The following is an 18,029-nucleotide window of genomic DNA, read 5'->3' on the forward strand; positions in this document are numbered from 1 at the left end:
AGGATCGACATGCCCTGCTCCTCATTGACGCGGCGGATGATGGTGAAGATCTCCTTCACCAGGATCGGCGACAGCCCGAGCGACGGCTCATCGAGCAGCAGCAGCGTCGGCCGGTTCATCAGCGCCCGCCCGATCGCCAGCATCTGCTGCTCGCCGCCCGAAAGCTGCCCGGCCGGCTGGCCGAGCCGCTCCCTCAGCCGTGGAAAATAGCCGTAGACGCGCTCGAGGTCCTGCGCCACACCGTCGCGGTCCTTGCGCAGATAGGCGCCCATCATCAGGTTTTCGCGCACCGACAGGAACGGAAACACCTCGCGCCCCTCCGGCACGTGGCTGAGGCCGAGCCGCACGATCCGATCGGCCTCCATGCGCTGGATCGGCTTGCCGAGGAATTCGATCGAGCCCTTCTGCGGGTCGAGGATGCCGGAGATCGTCTTCAAGACCGTGGTCTTGCCAGCACCATTGGCGCCGAGCAGCGTCACGATCCGGCCGCGCGGCACCTCGAGGCTGATGCCGCGGATCGCCATGATCGGCCCGTAATAGCTTTCGATGTTGGAAAGTTTCAGGATGATGTCCGCTGTGCTCATGGCATCATCCTCATGCGCCGAGATACGCTGCGACGACGTCGGGATGGTGCTGCACCTCGGACGGCGAGCCCATCGCCAGCACGCGGCCGTAGTTCAGCGCGATGACGCGGTCGGAGACTCGGTTGACCAGCGTCATGTCGTGCTCGACCATCAGCACCGTGATGCCGAGCTCGCTCTTCATGTCGCGGATCCAGAACGACATGTCGTCGGTCTCCTCGACATTGAGTCCGGAGGACGGCTCGTCGAGCAGGATCAGCTTCGGCTCCGAGCACAGCGCCCGCGCCAGCTCGATCACCTTGCGCACGCCGTAAGGCAGTCCCGAGATCAGCTTGTCGCGGTAGGGCTCGAGATCGAGAAACTCGATCACCTGCTCGACGCGGCGGCGATGCGCCTTCTCGCCGGCGCGAACGCTCGGCAGGAACAATAGCTCCTGCCAGAGCCGGGTGGTGGAATGGCGATGGCGGCCGACCAGGAGATTGCTCAGCACGGTCGCGTTCTCGAACAGCTCGATGTTCTGGAAGGTGCGCGCGATGCCGAGCTTCGCGATGTCGTAGGCCGGCTCCTGGGTGATGTCCTGATCCTCGAAGAAGATCTTGCCGGAGGTCGGCGGGTAGATCCGCGAGATCAGGTTGAAGATCGAGCTTTTGCCGGCGCCGTTGGGCCCGATGATCGAGAGGATCTCGCCCTTCTCGACCGCGAAGCTGACCGCATCGACCGCCTTGAGGCCCCCGAAATGCAGCGACAGGTTCTCGGCGCGGAAATAGCTCATCTGTTCCGCTCCGATTTCACGTAGATCTTCTGCCGCTTGAAGGTCGCGCGCTTGTAGAGCGGGAACAGCTGGAAGAAGAGCTTGATCTTGAGCCAGCGGCCGTAGAGTCCGAGCGGCTCAAACAGCACGAACAGCACGATGATGATGCCGTAGATCGCACCCTTCAGTCCGTTGGCGGAGGCGAAGGCTGCGACCGCGTCCTGGATGTGGCCCGCGCGCTCGGTGCCGGCGCCGAGGGTCGCCGCAACGCCGCCGATCACGCCGGGCATGTCGTCCTTCAGATAGGTCAGGAACGGATCGATCATGACCAGGAAGATCGCGCCCAGCACCGCGCCGTGCAGGCTGAACGTGCCGCCGATCAGGATCACGATGATGAACTCGATCGAGAGCTGCAGCGTGAACATCTCGGGCGAGATGAAGGACAGCTTGTGCGCGAACAGCACGCCGGCAAAGCCGGTGATCGCCGCCGAGATCGCGAACGACTTCACCTTGTAGAGCGCGACATTGATGCCCATGCTGCGCGCCGCGGTCTCGCTGTCGCGGATCGCGACGAAGGCGCGCCCGGTCGGCGAGCGCAGCAGATTGAGCGTGCCGACGATGGTCAGCACCAGCACCGCAAGGCAGAGATAATAGAAGGTCGGGCCATCGCGCGACACCGTGGTGCCGAGCAGCTGCATGGTCTTGACCCGCATGCCCTCATTGCCGTTGGTGACGCTTTCCCAGCGCGCCAGGATCTCCTCGACGATGAACGCAAAGGAGATCGTCGCGATCACCAGATAGATGCCCTGCAGCCGCAGCGCCGGAAATCCGACCAGCGCGCCAACCACGCCGGTCAACAGCCCCGCAGCGAGGAAGTAGACCGGGAACGGCACATTGAACTGCTGCAGATAGGCCGCGGTGTAGGCGCCGATCGCCAGAAACGCGGCATGGCCGAGCGAGGCCTGTCCGGTGAAGCCGGTCAGGATCAGGAGCCCGACGCCGACGGTCGCGTAGATGCAGACGAAGACCAGCTGGCTCATCAGATAGCTTGAGAGCACGTAGGGCGCGATCAGCAGCACCGCCAGCAACAGGCCGTAGGAATAGATGTAGCCCGAATGCGGGAACAGCTTGATGTCGTCTTCGTAATCGGTCTTGAAGAGAAACCGCATGTGTTGCTCCTCAGACTTTCTTGCGAACATGAAGGCCGAACAGGCCCTCGGGCTTGAGCAGCAGCACCGCGAGCAGCACGATGTAGGGCGCGACGTCCTTCCATCCCTGCGGCAAATAGAAGCCGGCCATGCTCTCGATCACGCCGATCAGGACGCCGCCGACCACGGCGCCCGGGATCGAGCCGAAGCCGCCGAGCACCGCGGCCGGAAACGCCTTCAACCCCAGCACCAGGCCGACATTGGAATGAATGAAGGTGATCGGCGCCAGCAGCACGCCGGCGCAGGTCGCGACCGCGGCCGAGATCGCCCAGACGATCGAGACCACACGCTTGACCGGAATGCCCATGTAATAGGCAGCCAGCATGTTCTCGGAGCTGGCGCGCATCGCGGTGCCGAGCGTGGTGCGGTTGAAGAACAGATAGAGCAGCGCGCACAGGATGATGGTCGCCGCGATCACCGACAGCTTGTCGTAGGCTAGCACCAGGCTGCCGATCCGCAGGACGCCCTGGCTGAACGGCGTTTCGATCTTGAAGTCGTCGGTGCCCCAGATCATGCCGGAGATCGAGCGCAGGAAATAGCCGAGCCCGATCGTCGCCATGATGATGGAGAACTGTGGATAGCCGAGGATCGGCCGCACCACGAGCCGCTCGGCCAGCATGCCGAACAGCGCCATGCAGATCACCGCGCCGGCGAACCCGACCCAGTAATTCAGCCCAAGCATGCCGATGAAGGTGAAGGCAAAAAAGCCGCCCAGCATCATCAAATCGCCTTGCGCGAAATTGACGACCTCAGTTGCCTTGTAGACCAGCACGAAGCCGAGCGCGATCAGGCCGTAAACGCAGCCGAGCGCGATGCCGCTGACGAGTTGCTGAACAAAGTCCAGCATCGTTCCCTCCCCGATGCCCGGCGATTCTTATCCGATCGCTCGTTGCATCCCGCCCTCACGCCCTTGTGTCTGGAGCGCTGAAAGCCGCCTATGTCCGCCCCGATTGAGCCAAAAGGCTCGATCCCTGTCAACAAACCGCTGATGTCGCTGTATCATCACATTTGCGGAGATTTGCCGCAGCACGGACTAATACGGATATCGCCTTTGATTTGCCCCGTGCGATTCACTGCACCGAAACGGTTTTTGTCCAAAGCTTGCGCAACCGACGAGCGAAATTCCGGATCGCCACCACGCCATGACACCTGAACTGTCCGCACTCGCCGTGCGAGGGTTAACCAAGCGTTTTGACCGCCCGGCGGTCGACGCGCTCGATCTCACGATCCGTGTCGGCGAATTCTATGCGCTGCTCGGGCCGAACGGCGCCGGCAAGACCACGACGCTGCGCATGGTGGCGGGGCTATTGCGGCCCGATGCCGGCTCGGTGTCGATCCTCGGCATCGACGCGCTCGCCGATCCGGTCGCCGCCAAGCAGATCATGGCCTGGGTGTCCGACGAGCCGATGATCTACGACAAGCTGACGCCGCTGGAATATCTCGAATTCGTCGCCGGCCTGTGGGGCATCGATCCGCGCACCTCGGAGAGCTCGGCGCGCGATCTCCTGATGTCGCTCGGGCTCGAGCCGCATCTCAACGAGCGCTGCGAAGGCTTCTCCAAGGGCATGCGCCAGAAGGTGGCGCTCGCCGGCGCGCTGGTGCACGATCCCCGCCTGATCATTCTCGACGAGCCGCTGACCGGCCTCGACGCGCTGTCGGCGCGTCACGTCAAGGGGCTGCTGCAGGAGCGCGTCCGCGCCGGCTGCACCGTGATCATGACGACCCACATTCTCGAAGTCGCCGAGCGGATGGCCGATCGGATCGGCGTGATCGCGGCCGGCAGGCTGATCGCCGAGGGCACGCTGGCCGAGCTGCGCGAGCAGAACGGCCGCAACGACACCACCCTCGAGGATATGTTCATCGCGCTGGTCGATACCGAAGCGGCGGCCGCGTGAGCTCGGTCGCCCACCTCACCTGGTTCGCGCGCCACGAATTCCGCCTGGCTTGGCGCGAATGGCTGGCGATGATGACCGGCGGCCGGCGCCGGCGCAATCGCGCCGTGATCGGCCTCCTGATCTTCGCGGCGATCCTGCATCTGCCGGCTTATGCCGTGGTCAACCGCTATGCCGACCTGCGGTTTCCGCTCGACCCGTCCTCGCTGATCGTGCTGACCGCGACGATCTTCCTGGCCTGGGCGCTGATGCTCTCGCAGGCGATCGAGTCGGTGACGCGCGTGTTCTACGCCCGCGCCGATCTCGATCTGATCATGTCGTCGCCGGCAAAACTCACCAACATCTTCTCGATCCGGAGCGCCGCGATCGCGCTGACGGTGAGCAGCATGGCGCTCTTGCTGTCGACGCCGTTCATCGACGTGCTGGTCTATCTCGGCGGCCCGCGCTGGCTCGCCGGCTTCGGCGTCGTCCTTGCGATCGGGCTGTCGGCGGCAGCCACCGCGATCGCCGTCACCGCGTTCCTGTTCCGCCTGATCGGACCGAGCCGGACGCGGCTGGTGGCGCAGGTCGTCTCCGCCATGATCGGCGCCGGCTTTGTCATCGCGCTGCAGGTCGTGGCCGTGCTGTCCTACGGCACGCTGTCGCGCTTTGCCTTTCTGACCTCGGAAACCGCGGCGCGAATTGCCCCCGCTCCCGACAGCCTGCTGTGGTGGCCGGCACGGGCATCGCTCGGCGAGCTCGAAATCATGATGCTGTTGCTCGCCGCGGCGCTCGTGATGCTCGGCGGCGTGATGGCGATATTCGCACCGCGGTTCGCGGATACGGTCGCCAGCGTCGCCGCCAATCCGGCTGCGGTGACGCGGGGACGCGCCCGCGCTTTCCGGGCGGGCTCGCGGCAGCAGGCGCTGCGGCGCAAGGAATTCTTGCTGCTGCGCCGCGATCCGTGGCTGCTGTCGCAGAGCCTGATGCAGATGCTCTATCTGCTGCCGCCGGCGCTGATGCTGTGGCGAAGCTTCTCCGGCACGTCGACCGCGATCGTGCTGATTACGCCCGTCATCGTCATGGCCGCGGGCCAGCTCGCCGGCGGGCTCGCCTGGCTGACCATCTCCGGCGAGGACGCGCCCGATCTGGTGGCGACCGCGCCGCTGCCGCCGTCACGCGTGACCCGCGCCAAGGTCGAGGTGGTCCTGTTCGCAATCGCCGTGGTCTTCGCCCCGCTGGTGGCCGCGCTGGCGTTTGCCTCGCCAGGGCAGGCCGCGGTCACAGCGATCGCGATCATCATCGCGACCGCATCCGCCGCCGCCGTCCAGCTCTGGTTCCGGGCACAGGCCAAGCGCAGCCAATTCCGCCGGCGTCAGACCTCCTCCCGCATCGCCACTTTCGCGGAAGCCTTCTCCTCGATCGGCTGGGCCGCAACCACGGCGCTGGCCCTGACAATCCCGACGGCCGCTCTGGTCAGCGGCATTCTGACGCTGCTGACGCTTGCCATCGCCTGGAAGATCAGCCCGCGGCGCGCGTAAGATTTAACCCTTCACCAGCTCCATCACCGCCGCGGCAAACGCCTCCGGCGCTTCCTGCGGCAGATTGTGGCCGGCGCCCGGGATCACGCGATAGGCCCGGCGGGCCGTGTATTTAGCCGCGCTGGCGCTGCCGTCGCCGGCAGCTGTAACCCCGTCATCGCCGCCGTCGAGCGTGATGGTGGGGACCGTGATCACCGGCAGCGCGGCCAACCGCCGCTGCAAATCCACATATTGCGGATCCCCATCGACAACGCCGTAGCGGTGCCGATAACTGTGGATCACCACGTCGACATAATCAGGATTGTCGAACGCGACCGCAGTCCGCTCGAAGCAGGCGTCATCGAACGCCCAGCTCGGCGACCATTGCGTCCACAGGATCTTGGCGATGCCGCGCCGGTTGGCGGCGAGCCCCGCCCGCCCTCGCTCGAGCTGGAAGTAGTACTGATACCACAGCGCCACCTCGCGATCCGGCGGCGCCGGCACCATTGCATGCGCGATGTCCTGGATCATGTAGCCGTTGGTGCAGACGAGTCCGATGCATCTTTCCGGCCACAGCGCCGCACCGATCGATGCGGCGCGGCCGCCCCAGTCATAGCCGGCGAACACCGCGCGCTCGATGCCGAGCGCGTCCATCAGCGCCATCATGTCGGCGCCGACCGCCGCCTGCTCGCCCGAGCGTGGCGTCGCCTTGTCGCGGAAGGTCGTCGGTCCGTAGCCGCGCAGATAGGGCACGATGACCCGACAGCCTTGCGCCGCCAGCGGGGGCGCGACGTCCACATAGGAGTGGATGTCGTAGGGGAAGCCGTGCATCAGCATCACGGCCGGCCCATCGGATGGGCCCGCTTCGCAATAAACGATGCTGAGCACACCGGCGTCGACCTGCCGTAACGGCTCGAGCCGTTTGGTCGAAGGCGCGCGCTGCGATGAGACGTTATCAGTCACGCAGAACTCCCTTATCTCGGTTTGCGCGGCATCCTAGCGTGTCCCGACGCAATAATCGCCGGCTCATATTGCAGCCCGCGCCATGGAGCGATGCACGGGCCTCATCATGACGGCGCGCCAATTGCGCGCTAATCTTCCGTCCGCGGATGCCGCCGCAGACGGAACAGGTCATGCTGAGATTGCTCGCCGCGCTCGTCTTGCTGGGAACGTTCACCAGCCACGCCTTCGCGCAGGATGCCCCGCGCAGCGAATGCATGGCGATGGCAAATGCGCCGCCGCGCGCCGTCCCGGTGAACTACCGGCGCGTCGCAGCCAAAGCCGACGAGGTCGCGATCACCTATGCCGGCCATTCGACCTATTACATCGACACGCCGGGCGGCATCCGGATCGCGACCGACTATAACGGCGTCTATCGGACCGGGCGGCTGCCCGACGTCGCGACCATGAACCGGGCCCACGCGACCCATTACACGCTGTTTCCCGATCCCAAGATTCCCCACGTGCTGCATGGCTGGGGCGAGAACGGCCAGGCCGCGCATTACGCTGAGCGCATCGGCGACGTCTATATCCGCAATGTCACCACCGACATCCGCCGCTACTGGGGCGAAGACTCCGGCGGCGAGATGATCAAGGACGGCAATTCGATCTTCATCTTCGAGGTCGCCGGCCTCTGCATCGGCCATCTCGGCCACCTCCACGTCAAGCTCGACGACAACCATTTCGCCACGATCGGCCGGCTCGACATCGTGATGGTGCCGATCGACGGCACCTATACAATGTCGCTCGACGGCATCTCCGAGATCACCAGGCGATTGCGCGCCGCCGTCGTGCTGCCGATGCACCGCTTCGCTACCCCGCTCGACGAGTTCATGCGCCTGATCGGCCAGCAGTTCCAGATCGATCGCCACGGCGGCGAGCGCACCCTGCGGATCTCGCGCGACACCCTGCCGGCGACGCCGACGGTGATCATCCTCGACGGGGTGTGAGGCTCACGTCGTCATTCTTCCACCGCTTGGCTGCGCTGGTAATGCCGGCGCGATTTGGCGAGATTGCCGCAATCGCCCATCGAGCACCACCGCCGGTTCTGGGCGCGACTCTCGTCGACGAACAACCAGCCGCAGCCCCGCTCGTCCTGGCACTGCTTCACCCGCTCGGCACGGGGGCCGGTCAGAAGGCTCACCGCCGACCACGCGATCGGCTTCAACAGCGCGTCGGGTGTGACCTTCCCGGCGGTCGGCAGCCACCGCAGGGTGTCGCCGACGGTTCCGAGCGCAACACCACCCGATCCAGTTCCGAGAGACCGGTTGAGATCGGCCACCGCTGTCGGATCGGCCCGGCCACCCACGATGCGAGCAACAAATAACTTGTAGAGCGCCTCGCGCAGGCCATGCGCCGCATTCAGAAAGGTATCTGCCTCACGCGGTGAGGATTTCCATCGCGCCCTGAGCTGCGCGGCGATCCGGCGGTCCGCCAGTTCGGCATCGAGCAGCCATTTCAGGATGGAATCCGAGGTTGCGATCCGGTCCTCAACCAGGTCGCGGAGACGCCATGCGACGGTATTGACGAACTTGATGCTGAGCTCTTCCCGGGACGACGCCTCAGGCGAAGGAACACGCGACATGGTCCAGCAACTCCTCCGGAACGCATAACCCCTTAACGGGTTGGATTTGACAACCCATTAAGGGGTTAGAATCTAGCTCGGGAGCCTCGCATGTCCAAGCGCCTTTTGATTGTCGGCGCGTTCGCCGCCATCTATCTGCTTTGGGGTTCCACCTACTTCGCGATCGCGCTCGGCTTGAAGTCGATCCCGCCGTTCCTGCTGATGGGCCTTCGCTCGCTCGGCGGCGGCCTGATCCTGATTGCGCTGAACGGGGCGGACGTCACGCGCGTTTCGCGGTGGAACTGGCTGACCGCCGCGCTCTGCGGCGTGCTGTTCTTCGTCGGCTGCCATGGTGTTCTCGCTTATGCCCAGCAATCGGTTCCGTCCGGCATCGCTGCGATCATGCTGGCCACGATTCCGTTCTGGGTGTTGCTCATCGATTTCCTGTATCCGCAAACCCGGCGTCCCGCGACCATGACGCTGGTCGCATTGCTGCCCGGCCTTGCTGGTGTTGCAATCGTGGGCTGGCAATCGGCCGGACAGGGCCATTTCAGCATCCTCCCCATTCTGCTGTTGCTCGCTGCGGCGTTCTCCTGGGCGGTGGGCACGGTGCTGTCGCGTCGGACTTCGGATCATGGCTCGCCAACATTGTCGTCAGGCATGCAGCTGTCGATCGGCGGCGCGGTCCTGTTTGCGATCAGTGTTGCGTCCGGTGAACTGGAAGGCTTCTCGCCGCGCGACGTTTCGGCGCCCTCGCTCGCGGCGGTGATCTATCTCGCCATCGCCGGCAGCGTCATCGGCTTCACGGCCTTTCGCTGGCTGCTCGACAATGTGTCGACGTTCATGGTCTCGACCTACATCTTCGTCAACCCGATCATCGCCGTGCTGCTCGGCACGCTGATTCTGGGCGAGCCGTTTTCCGTCACGATGTTGTTTGGGGCGCTTCTCGTCATCGCCTCGGTCATCATCGCCTGGCGCGCCGAGCAGGCATCGCCGGCGTCGGCGAGGCAACCTCAGTCGATGACATGGTCGCGACCGGCAATGCGGTCGGGTTGACCGGCACGCGCAGACATACGCAAGCTTCCTCAGGCAGAGGCCCGGGTTTGACGCGCTCCGCCGCGGCTCGTTATCCTCCCCACAGCCGACATCGTATCGGCGGCCGACAAGAGCAAGAACAGGGAGTATCATCCATGGCCAGCACTCTGCCCGCCTCCGCCAGCGGGCTCTATGCCAACCCGCGCGAAGACTGGCTCGCCCAATACACTGAAGAGATCATCGATCCGGCCCGGCCGATCGTCGATCCGCATCACCATCTCTGGGATCGCGGGGGCTTGCGCTATCTGATCGAGGAAATGCGCGACGACATTGCCTGGGGCCACAACATCGTGGCCACCGTCTATGTCGATTGCCGGTCGATGTACCGCGCCGACGGGCCGGAGGCGTTCCGTCCGGTTGGCGAGGTCGAGTTTGCCAACGGCGTCGCGGCGATGGCGGCGAGCGGCGGCTACGGCAAGGCGGCGATCTGCGCCGGCATCGTCAGCCACGTTAATCTTCTGATCGGCGATCAGGCCAAGGCGGTGCTGGAGGCGCAGATTGCCGCCGGCAACGGCCGGTTCCGCGGCATCCGCCACTCCTCGGCCTGGGACGAGGATCCCAACGTCGCCCACATGTACGCGAACCGGCCGAAGGGCATTCTGCTGGACTCCACCTTTCGTAGGGGATTCGCCTGCCTGGCGCCGCTCGGCCTCAGCTTCGATGCCTGGTTGTTCCACCCGCAGATCGGCGAACTGACCGACCTCGCCCGCGCCTTTCCCGATACCAGGATCGTGCTCGACCATTGCGGCGGCCCGGTCGGCACCGGCCGCTTCGCCGGCAAGCGCGCGGAGACCTTTCCGGTCTGGAAGGCGTCGATCCAGGAGATCGCCCAATGCCCGAATGTCGTCGTCAAGCTCGGCGGGCTGGCGATGTGCCTGCTCGGCTACGACTTCCACCTCCGCCCCAGGCCGCCCTCGTCGGAGGAACTCGCCGCCGCCTGGCGGCCTTATATCGAGACCTGCATCGAGGCGTTCGGTCCGGACCGTTGCATGTTCGAGAGCAACTTCCCACCTGATAAGGGGCAATGCAGCTACCAGGTCATCTTCAACACCTTTAAACGGCTTGCATCACAATATAGCGAAGCCGAAAAGACGGCGTTGTTCTTGAAGACGGCAAAGGATGTCTATCGGCTCGATATCGGGTAAACTCTCGACTCATGGATGACGGCATCACCATCCGGCCGCTTCGAGAGGCTGATGCGGAAGCGGTGGTCGAACTTTACGCAAAGGCAGCCGCGGTGGAACCGCGGCTAGGCCCTGTCACGCTGCCGCAATGGGATCAGTTCCTGAAGCTGCCGCAGAACCGCGGCGGGCGCGACTTTCGTGTTGCCGAGCGCGATGGCGTGCCCTGCGGCCTCGCCGAGTCGTCGTTGCGCGACCAGGGCGCGCATCATTCCCGGTTCCTCAAGATCGTCGTGGCGCCCGAGATGCGGCGCCACCGGATTGGCCTCGCACTGTTCGACCACCTGCTTGCGATCGACACCGATCCCGATCTCACCGTGCAGACGCTGGTGAGCAGCGACTGGCCCGCCGGAATGGCCTTCGTTGCTGCCTTCGGCTTTGTTCATGTCGAGTCCGAGATCGGGATGAAGTGCGTCGAGCCGCTGCAGCCGGCGCGCACGCTCGCGGCCGCGCGCGCCACCATCGAGCAGGTCAGCGACGTCACCGCCTGCGCGGGCGAGGTCGCGCGCATCCACAATGCCGCCTATGCCTCGGACGCCGCCTTCCGCCTGTATTCGCCGGAGGAGATGGCGCAGGTCCTGACCGAGAGCGAAGTCTGGATCGCGTCCGAGGATGGACAGATGTCGGGCTTCTGCCTGACCGAGCCGGAGCGGAACTCGATGTGGATCGAGTCGGTCGCCGTCGACCCGGTGCGGCAGGGGCGCGGACTCGGCCAGCTGCTGGTGTATCGCGTGCTGGCTGCACACGACGTCTCGGTCGAGCACCCCTGCTGGCTCAACGTCTCGAGCCGCAACGCTCCCGCGCTGAAGATCTATCGCCGGCTCGGCTTCCGGCCGCAGCACGAGACCTGCCGCTTCAGCGCCCCGCGAGGCGAACTGATCGCCGCGCGGGAGCGGCGGTTTCGCTAGTCACAGTCCGGCGGCGCAAACCTATCCCCGTCACCCTGAGGCGCGAGCGGAGCGAGCCTCGAAGGGCGAACGGCCGGGCTCTCTCCACACCCGCGAGATGCGGGCCGTGCATCCTTCGAGGCGCGCAAGAGCGCGCACCTCAGGATGACGGAACCAAGCTCGAGAGGACGGGGTGAGCGGGCCCCTTACGCCCACTCGCCCTTGCGGAACACCGGCACGCTGCGGCCGTCGGCGTGGATGCCGTCGATGTCGGTGTGGGCGGAGCCGATCATCCAGTCGATATGGATCAGGCTCTTGTTGCCGCCCTGCTCGGCGATCTGCTGCGGCGTCAGCTTGTCGCCATTAACGAAGCATTTCGAGTAGCACTGGCCGAGCGCGATGTGCGAGGCGGCGTTCTCGTCGAACAGCGTGTTGAAGAACAGCAGCCCACTCTTCGAAATCGGCGAGGAGTGCGGCACTAGCGCGACCTCGCCTAGGCGGCGCGCGCCCTCGTCGGTGTCGAGCACCTTCTTCAGCACTTCCTCGCCGCGCGAGGCCTTGGCCTCGACGATGCGGCCTTCCTCGAACTTGACCGAGATATTGTCGATCAGCGTGCCCTGATAGGACAGCGGCTTGGAGCTGACGACGTGGCCGCTGACGCGGCGGCAGTGCGGGGTGGTGAAGACTTCCTCGGTCGGGATGTTGGCATTGCAGACGATGCCGTTCTTGGCGGTCGACGCACCGCCCTCCCATTCATGACCGTCGGCGAGGCCAATCGTGAGGTCCATGCCGGGTCCGGAATATTTCAGCGCGTGGAAGCGCTGGCCGTTCAGCCATTCGGTGCGCTCGCGGAGCTTCGCATTGTGCTGTGCCCAGGCGGCGACGGCGCCGTCCTGATCGACCCGGGAGGCGGAGAAGATTGCATCGGCAAGCTTGGCCACCGCGACGTCCTCGGCATCGTCGGGGAACACCTGCTTGGCCCAGGACGTGCTCGGATAGGCGATGATGTTCCAGTTGGTGTCGAAATTGACGATCTTCTCCAGTGCCGGCTGGTAGGCGATCGAATTGGCCTTGCTGGCGCGCGCCACCTTGGCCGGATCTTCGCCCGACAACAGCATCGGGTTGTCGCCGACGATCGCAAGGCGCGCGGTGTTGGCGCCGAACGCCTTCGCCATGCCCTCATAGAGCCAGCTTGCGGCACGATCGAAACTCGCATCGCTGGCGTAACGGTAGCGCGCCAGCGTGAGCTCTTCGTCCGAGAAGAACGGGGTCACGAGACCAGCACCGGCCTTGTAGGCATGCTCCACCACCCGCCGCACCAGCGGCATCGCCGCGGCAGGCGCCGTCAGCAAGAGATCCTGGCCCGGCTGCAGCTGCAGGCCGACCTTGATCGCGACTTCGGCGAGCCGATCGAGTTTCACGGGATCGATCGAGGCGGAAAGGTTGCGTTGATGTGCGGTCATGAAGCGCCGTGTCGTTTGAGGAACTCTCGGGATTCGTAGTCCAATTCGATCCGCATCCGCAAGGTTCCCGGCCGCCGCGCTCGATCACGCGACGGCGAGCAATTGCCTCGAATTTTACCGCTTCACCGAGGCCAGCACCCGGTCGACCATCTCGGGCGCGAGGCCGAGATAGTTTTTCGGCGCGGTGAGGCGGTCGATCGTCGCCCGATCGATCCGGCTGGCGACGCGATCATCCGCGGCCAGCGCCTCGGCCAGCGTCAGGCCCTTGTCGTTGGCGACGCGGCAGGCGTCATAGACCACGTCATGCGCCTCCTGCCGGCCGATCGCGGGCGCGAGGCCCATCATCACGGCTTCGGCCACGATCAGCCCGCGGCTGATGTCGAGATTGTCGGCCATCCGCCGCTCGTCGACGATCAGGCCGCCAAGCGCGAACCTCGCTTGATGCAGCGCGCCCGCGGTCAGCACGAAGCTTTCCGGGATCGCCATCCATTCGGCGTGCCACGGACCGGTGGCGCGCTCGAAATCCTGCACCATCGCATCCAGCATCAGGCCGGCATGCTGGCGCACCGCCTTGGCGGCGGCGAGCATCAACTCCGACGAGATCGGGTTGCGCTTCTGCGGCATGGTCGAGGACGCGCCGCGCCCCTTCACGAACGGCTCGTAGACCTCGGCGAACTCGGTCGACGCCATGATCATGATGTCGAGCGCGATCTTGCCGAGCGTTCCCGTGACCAGCGCGAGGAAATTCACCACTTCCGCCAGACCGTCGCGGGCAACATGCCAGGTGGAGACGGGCACGCCGAGGCCGAGCTCTTCGCACAGCGCCTGCTGGACCTCGAAACCCTTGTCACCCAACGAGGCCAGCGTGCCGGCGGCGCCGGCGAACTGGCCGACCAGCACGCGCGGCTTCAGCTCCACGAGCCGCGCGGCGTGGCGATCGAAGGCGGCGAGCCAGATCGCGGTCTTGTAGCCGAAGGTCACCGGCAGCGCCTGCTGCAGATGGGTGCGCCCGGCCATCGGCGTGTCGCGGTATCGCTTCGAGAGATCAGCCAGGATGCCGCGCAGCGCGGCGATGTCGTCCTCGATGATCTTCAGGCCATCGCGCAGCTGCAGCACCACGGCGGTGTCCATGATGTCCTGCGTGGTCGCGCCCCAATGGACATAGCGGCCGGCCTCGCCGCATTGCTTCGCCATCTGATGCACTAGCGGCAGGATCGGATAGCCGACCACGTCGGTCTCCTGCCGCAGCAGATCGAAATCGAATGTGGCGACATCGGTCCGTTTTGCGATCTCCGCGGCGGCTTCCGCCGGGATCACACCGCAGCGCGCTTCGGCCCTTGCCAGCGCGACTTCGACCTCGGCGTAGCGCTCGATCAGCCGCAGGTCGGAAAACACCCCGCGCATCTCGTGCGTGCCGAAGGCATCGCGAAACAATACGGAATCGAGCACGGTGGTCGAGGTCGGGAAGGCGGACATGGGCAGATCCTGTTGCCGGTCGCGGTCGGCAACGTCCCTATCACGGCAGGGGCTTGTACCCTACCCCTCAGGCGGCACCTCGCCGAACACCTCGGCTGCGATCTTGCTGGTCTCGATCGCGGCCGGAATGCCGCAATACATCGCGACCAGCAGCAGCACGTCCTGCACCTGCGCGGCGGTGCAGCCATTGGCCAGCGCACCCTTGGCATGGACGCGGAACTCGGCCGGCTTGCTGCTCGCCGCGGTGATGCCGAGCATCACGAGGCTGCGGATCTGGTCGGACAACCCGCTGCGCTCCCAGACGTCGCCATAGACATAGGCGTTGATGATGTCTTGCAGCGGCGTGCCGAAATCGCCGGCAGCGGCCATCCGCTTGGCGACATCGACCTCGCCGAACATCTTCTGGCGCCGGCGCAGTCCGCGCGCATGGAGATCGCTGATGTCCACCATCGTCGTCGGGCTCCCTGAGTGGACTATTTATACGGATAAATATGATGCACTTCAACATTCCGACAGGCCTGACGCTTGCCTTTCTGATGTATTTGTCCGTATAAATTTGCAAAAGCAGACACGGGAGGGGACCGGGATGAAGTTACGGCTGGGGCTGCTCGTCGTCCTGCTTGCGACGCTTCCGGTCCTGCCGGCTTTCGCCGCCGACGATTTTCCGCAACGGCCGCTCAAGATCATCGTGCCCTTCCCGGCCGGCGCCGGTCCCGACAGTGTCGCGCGGCTGGTCGGCCAGCATCTGCAGGACGCGTTCGGCCAGACCGTGCTGATCGAGAACCGCGCCGGCGCGCTCGGCAGCATCGGCGCCCAGGAGGTTGCCCGCAGCGCGCCCGACGGCTACACGCTGTTGATGGGCACCAACACCACCCATGCCAGCAATGTCGCGACGCTGAAGAGCCTGCCCTACGACCCGGTGAAGGACTTTGCACCCGTGATCCGCACCACCACGACGGCGATGGTGCTGCTGGTCAATCCGAAGCTCGCGGCCAGGGACCTGCCGCAGTTCCTCAGCTACGCCAAGGCCAATCCCAATTTGACCGCGGGCTACGGCTCCGGTGCCTCGCAGATCTCGATCGCCCAGCTGCAATCGCGCGGCGGCCTGTCGCTGATCGCGGCGTCCTATCGCGGCGTGCCGCAGGCAATGACCGACGTGATGGCGGGGGTGATCGATCTCACCTTCGGCGACTTCTCGGTCGCGATCCCGCAGATGCAGGGCGGCACCTTGCGCGGCATCGCCGTGACGTCGGCGACCCGCAACGAGCTGACGCCCGGCCTGCCCGCACTCGCCGAAGCGATGCCGGGCTTCGAGGCCACGATCTGGTACGGCCTGTTCGCGCCCGCCGGCACGCCGGAACCGGTGGTAAGCAAGCTCTACGCCGAGTGTGCGAAATACCTCGCGATGCCGGAGACGAGGAAGAAGCTCGCCGATGTCGGCGTGATGGTGGCGCCGCTGGCGCCGGCCGAGTTCGGCGCCTTCGTCAGGAGCGAGGTCGTGCGCTGGTCGGCGGAGGTCAAGGCGGCCGGCATCCAGCCGCAATAAAGCGAGGCGACGTCGCATCATGGCTCGCGAGACACCTGTTGGCATGATTGGCCTGGGGCTGATGGGATCGGCGCTCTCCGCGCGGCTGATCGACGCCGGCATCGGGGTGATCGGCTTCGACATCGACGCCGCAAAGACGGATGGTCTGAGAGCCAGCGGCGCCGAGTTCGCGGCGTTCGCCGCCGACGTCGCGGCGCGCTGCCGGACCATCGTCATCGCGGTGTATGACGCGGCCCAGGTCAGGACGTTGCTGCCGGACCTCGCCAACGCGACGCCGCCGCCGCGCGTCATCTGCACCACCACCTGCGCGCCGGGTGAGATCGTGGCAATCGCCGAATTCGCCTCCCGCTCGCACCTCGCCTTTATCGAAGCGCCGATCTCGGGGACCAGCGCCGAGGTGCGTGCGGGCACCGCCACCGCGCTGGTCGCCGGCGATGCCGACGTCATCGACGCCGCCGCGGCGACGCTCGATATCCTCTGCCCGCAGCGGATCAATGTCGGCGCGGTCGGCAATGCCAGCCGCACCAAGCTCGCCATCAACCTCATCCTGCAGAACAACCGCGCCGCGCTGGCCGAGGGCATCGCCTTTGCCGAGAGCCTCGGCCTCGACGGCGCGGTGTTCCTTGCGACCGCGCGGCAATCGGCGGCATATTCCAAGGTGATGGACAGCAAGGGGCCGAAGATGCTGGCGCGGGATTTCTCGCCGCAATCGCACATCGCGCAGACCTTGAAGGATGCCGAACTGATCCTGCAGGAGGCCGGTCGGCACGGCCTGCCCTTGCCGCTGACCTCGGTGCAGGCCGAACTGCTGCGCGCGGCGATCGCGCTTCAAGGGCCGGACAACGACAGCGCCGCGGTCATCGAGGCGATCCGGGCCGGCCGCGGCCACGGTGAGGGACAGTCATGATCAACTGTGCGATCGCGGGCCTCGGTCGATGGGGCCGCGCACTGGTCGGGGCCGCGCGCAACGAGCCGCGGCTCAGGATCGTCCGCGCGGTGGAACCCGACGCCAACGGCGCCGCCAGCTTTTGCGAGACGCACGGCCTCTCCGTCACGGCGAGCCTGGACGATGTCCTCGCCGACCCTCGCGTCGATGCCGTGCTGCTGGCGACGCCGCATTCGCTGCACAAGGGCCAGGTGAGCGCGGCAGCCGGCGCCGGTAAGCAGGTGTTTTGCGAGAAGCCGCTGGCACTTCGGCGCGCTGATGCCGCAGAGATGTTCGCGGCGTGCCGCAGCGCCGGCGTGGTGCTCGCGGTCGGGCATAACCGCCGGTTCTGGCCGTCGATGCAGGCGCTGCGCGCGGTCACGGCCAGCGGCGAGCTCGGCACCATCCTGCATGTCGAGGGCCACAACAGCAACGAGAACTCGCAGAGCATCACGCAGGGCTGGCGGCTGTCGCCCGAGGAATCGCCGGGCGGCGGCCTGACCGGCGCGGGGCTGCATGTGCTCGACGGCTTCGTCAGCCTGCTCGGTCCCGCGCGCCAGGTCTATGCCCGGTTGAGTGCGCGCGAGGTGGGACCGCCGCCGCTCGACACTGCAACCTTGGCGATTGAATTTGTGAATGGCGTGAGCGCAACCCTTGCGACAATTCGCGCAACACCGTTCTATTGGCGCGTGCATGTGTTCGGAACGAAGGGATCCGCCGAGGTGCTCGACGAACAGACGATGGTGCTGCGGAAATCCGGCGAGGCGCCTGCGATCACGCGCTATCCGGCGATCGACAGCCTGACCGCGGAACTTGCGGCCTTTGCCGACGCTGTCGAAGGCAAGCAGCCGTTCTCGGTGCCTGAAGCGGACGTGCTGGCGACGCTCGCTGCGTTCGAGGCCGCGCTGCAATCGATGTCGTCCGGACATCCGGTTGCCTGCCATATGGCATGCCAGTGATCT

Annotated in this window: 18 protein-coding genes; 9 read left to right on the forward strand and 9 right to left on the reverse strand. The window is 65.7% G+C overall.

Translation table 11 applies throughout. The features are described from left to right. The 4 genes from PMN64_RS22915 to PMN64_RS22930 form a co-directional block, all read right to left on the reverse strand. On the reverse strand, positions 1-584 hold a 584-nt coding region (locus PMN64_RS22915; RefSeq protein WP_411782282.1), incomplete at its 3' end, for an ABC transporter ATP-binding protein. Between the two features lie 10 nt (positions 585-594). Next, the gene (locus PMN64_RS22920; RefSeq protein WP_028336610.1) at positions 595-1,353 is read right to left on the reverse strand and encodes an ABC transporter ATP-binding protein; all 759 of its coding nucleotides are present in this window, start codon (positions 1,351-1,353) and stop codon (positions 595-597) included. Then, complete coding sequence (locus PMN64_RS22925) at positions 1,350-2,501, reverse strand: branched-chain amino acid ABC transporter permease (RefSeq protein ID WP_028339157.1); 1,152 nt, start codon at positions 2,499-2,501, stop codon at positions 1,350-1,352. Before PMN64_RS22925 ends, PMN64_RS22920 begins: the two co-directional genes overlap by 4 nt. Positions 2,502-2,511: 10 nt before the next feature. After that, positions 2,512-3,387: a branched-chain amino acid ABC transporter permease gene (locus PMN64_RS22930; protein WP_018269126.1), complete on the reverse strand. Its 876-nt coding sequence runs from the start codon at positions 3,385-3,387 to the stop codon at positions 2,512-2,514. Positions 3,388-3,682: 295 nt separating this feature from the next. Here PMN64_RS22930 and PMN64_RS22935 point away from each other — a divergent pair, with 295 nt between their 5' ends. Further along, entirely contained in the window at positions 3,683-4,435 is a 753-nt protein-coding gene (locus PMN64_RS22935) for an ABC transporter ATP-binding protein (protein ID WP_038384798.1), read from the forward strand. Then, positions 4,432-5,952 (forward strand): permease, encoded by a 1,521-nt coding sequence (locus PMN64_RS22940; RefSeq protein ID WP_411782283.1) that lies wholly within the window; start codon positions 4,432-4,434, stop codon positions 5,950-5,952. The genes PMN64_RS22935 and PMN64_RS22940 overlap by 4 nt, the downstream gene beginning before the upstream one ends. 3 nt (positions 5,953-5,955) lie before the next feature. Here PMN64_RS22940 and PMN64_RS22945 read toward each other — a convergent pair whose 3' ends face one another. Further along, positions 5,956-6,894 (reverse strand): alpha/beta fold hydrolase, encoded by a 939-nt coding sequence (locus PMN64_RS22945; RefSeq protein WP_411782284.1) that lies wholly within the window; start codon positions 6,892-6,894, stop codon positions 5,956-5,958. A 170-nt stretch (positions 6,895-7,064) separates the two neighbouring features. Between PMN64_RS22945 and PMN64_RS22950 the strand changes: the two genes are divergently transcribed. Further along, the gene (locus PMN64_RS22950) at positions 7,065-7,880 is read left to right on the forward strand and encodes an MBL fold metallo-hydrolase (RefSeq protein WP_411782285.1); all 816 of its coding nucleotides are present in this window, start codon (positions 7,065-7,067) and stop codon (positions 7,878-7,880) included. An 11-nt stretch (positions 7,881-7,891) separates the two neighbouring features. On the opposite strand, the gene PMN64_RS22955 is transcribed toward PMN64_RS22950, so the two are convergent. Further along, on the reverse strand, positions 7,892-8,515 hold the full coding sequence (locus tag PMN64_RS22955) for a CGNR zinc finger domain-containing protein (RefSeq protein ID WP_411782286.1): 624 nt from the start codon (positions 8,513-8,515) through the stop codon (positions 7,892-7,894). Positions 8,516-8,605: 90 nt separating this feature from the next. On the opposite strand from PMN64_RS22955, the gene PMN64_RS22960 reads away from it, so the two are divergent. The 3 genes from PMN64_RS22960 to PMN64_RS22970 all read left to right on the forward strand — a co-directional run bounded on the left by PMN64_RS22960 (position 8,606) and on the right by PMN64_RS22970 (position 11,678). Continuing rightward, positions 8,606-9,550: an EamA family transporter gene (locus PMN64_RS22960; RefSeq protein ID WP_411782287.1), complete on the forward strand. Its 945-nt coding sequence runs from the start codon at positions 8,606-8,608 to the stop codon at positions 9,548-9,550. A 134-nt stretch (positions 9,551-9,684) separates the two neighbouring features. Next, entirely contained in the window at positions 9,685-10,734 is a 1,050-nt protein-coding gene (locus PMN64_RS22965) for an amidohydrolase family protein (RefSeq protein ID WP_411782288.1), read from the forward strand. A gap of 11 nt (positions 10,735-10,745) precedes the next feature. Then, the gene (locus PMN64_RS22970; RefSeq protein WP_411782289.1) at positions 10,746-11,678 is read left to right on the forward strand and encodes a GNAT family N-acetyltransferase; all 933 of its coding nucleotides are present in this window, start codon (positions 10,746-10,748) and stop codon (positions 11,676-11,678) included. A gap of 185 nt (positions 11,679-11,863) precedes the next feature. Here the strand turns inward: PMN64_RS22970 and PMN64_RS22975 are convergent, their stop codons facing one another. From PMN64_RS22975 to PMN64_RS22985, 3 genes are all read right to left on the reverse strand, one after another. Continuing rightward, positions 11,864-13,120, reverse strand: coding sequence for an aminopeptidase (locus tag PMN64_RS22975; protein WP_411782290.1), 1,257 nt, complete (start codon positions 13,118-13,120; stop codon positions 11,864-11,866). Between the two features lie 114 nt (positions 13,121-13,234). Next, positions 13,235-14,596 (reverse strand): 3-carboxy-cis,cis-muconate cycloisomerase, encoded by a 1,362-nt coding sequence (gene pcaB, locus PMN64_RS22980; protein ID WP_304497600.1) that lies wholly within the window; start codon positions 14,594-14,596, stop codon positions 13,235-13,237. A 60-nt stretch (positions 14,597-14,656) separates the two neighbouring features. Next, positions 14,657-15,046, reverse strand: a complete 390-nt coding sequence (locus PMN64_RS22985; RefSeq protein WP_051002989.1) for a carboxymuconolactone decarboxylase family protein — start codon at positions 15,044-15,046, stop codon at positions 14,657-14,659. 136 nt (positions 15,047-15,182) lie between these two features. Here PMN64_RS22985 and PMN64_RS22990 point away from each other — a divergent pair, with 136 nt between their 5' ends. The 3 genes from PMN64_RS22990 to PMN64_RS23000 are packed head-to-tail and all read left to right on the forward strand — an operon-like array spanning position 15,183 to position 18,026. Then, complete coding sequence (locus PMN64_RS22990) at positions 15,183-16,142, forward strand: Bug family tripartite tricarboxylate transporter substrate binding protein (protein ID WP_411782291.1); 960 nt, start codon at positions 15,183-15,185, stop codon at positions 16,140-16,142. A gap of 19 nt (positions 16,143-16,161) precedes the next feature. Continuing rightward, positions 16,162-17,049 carry an NAD(P)-dependent oxidoreductase gene (locus tag PMN64_RS22995; protein WP_411782292.1) on the forward strand — a complete coding sequence of 296 codons (888 nt, stop codon included), beginning with the start codon at positions 16,162-16,164 and terminating at the stop codon, positions 17,047-17,049. Beyond that, entirely contained in the window at positions 17,046-18,026 is a 981-nt protein-coding gene (locus tag PMN64_RS23000; RefSeq protein WP_411782293.1) for a Gfo/Idh/MocA family protein, read from the forward strand. The genes PMN64_RS22995 and PMN64_RS23000 overlap by 4 nt, the downstream gene beginning before the upstream one ends. Positions 18,027-18,029 lie beyond the last annotated feature (3 nt).

Origin of the sequence: Bradyrhizobium sp. UFLA01-814 (assembly GCF_046718885.1) — a bacterium.
GTDB lineage: Bacteria > Pseudomonadota > Alphaproteobacteria > Rhizobiales > Xanthobacteraceae > Bradyrhizobium > Bradyrhizobium elkanii.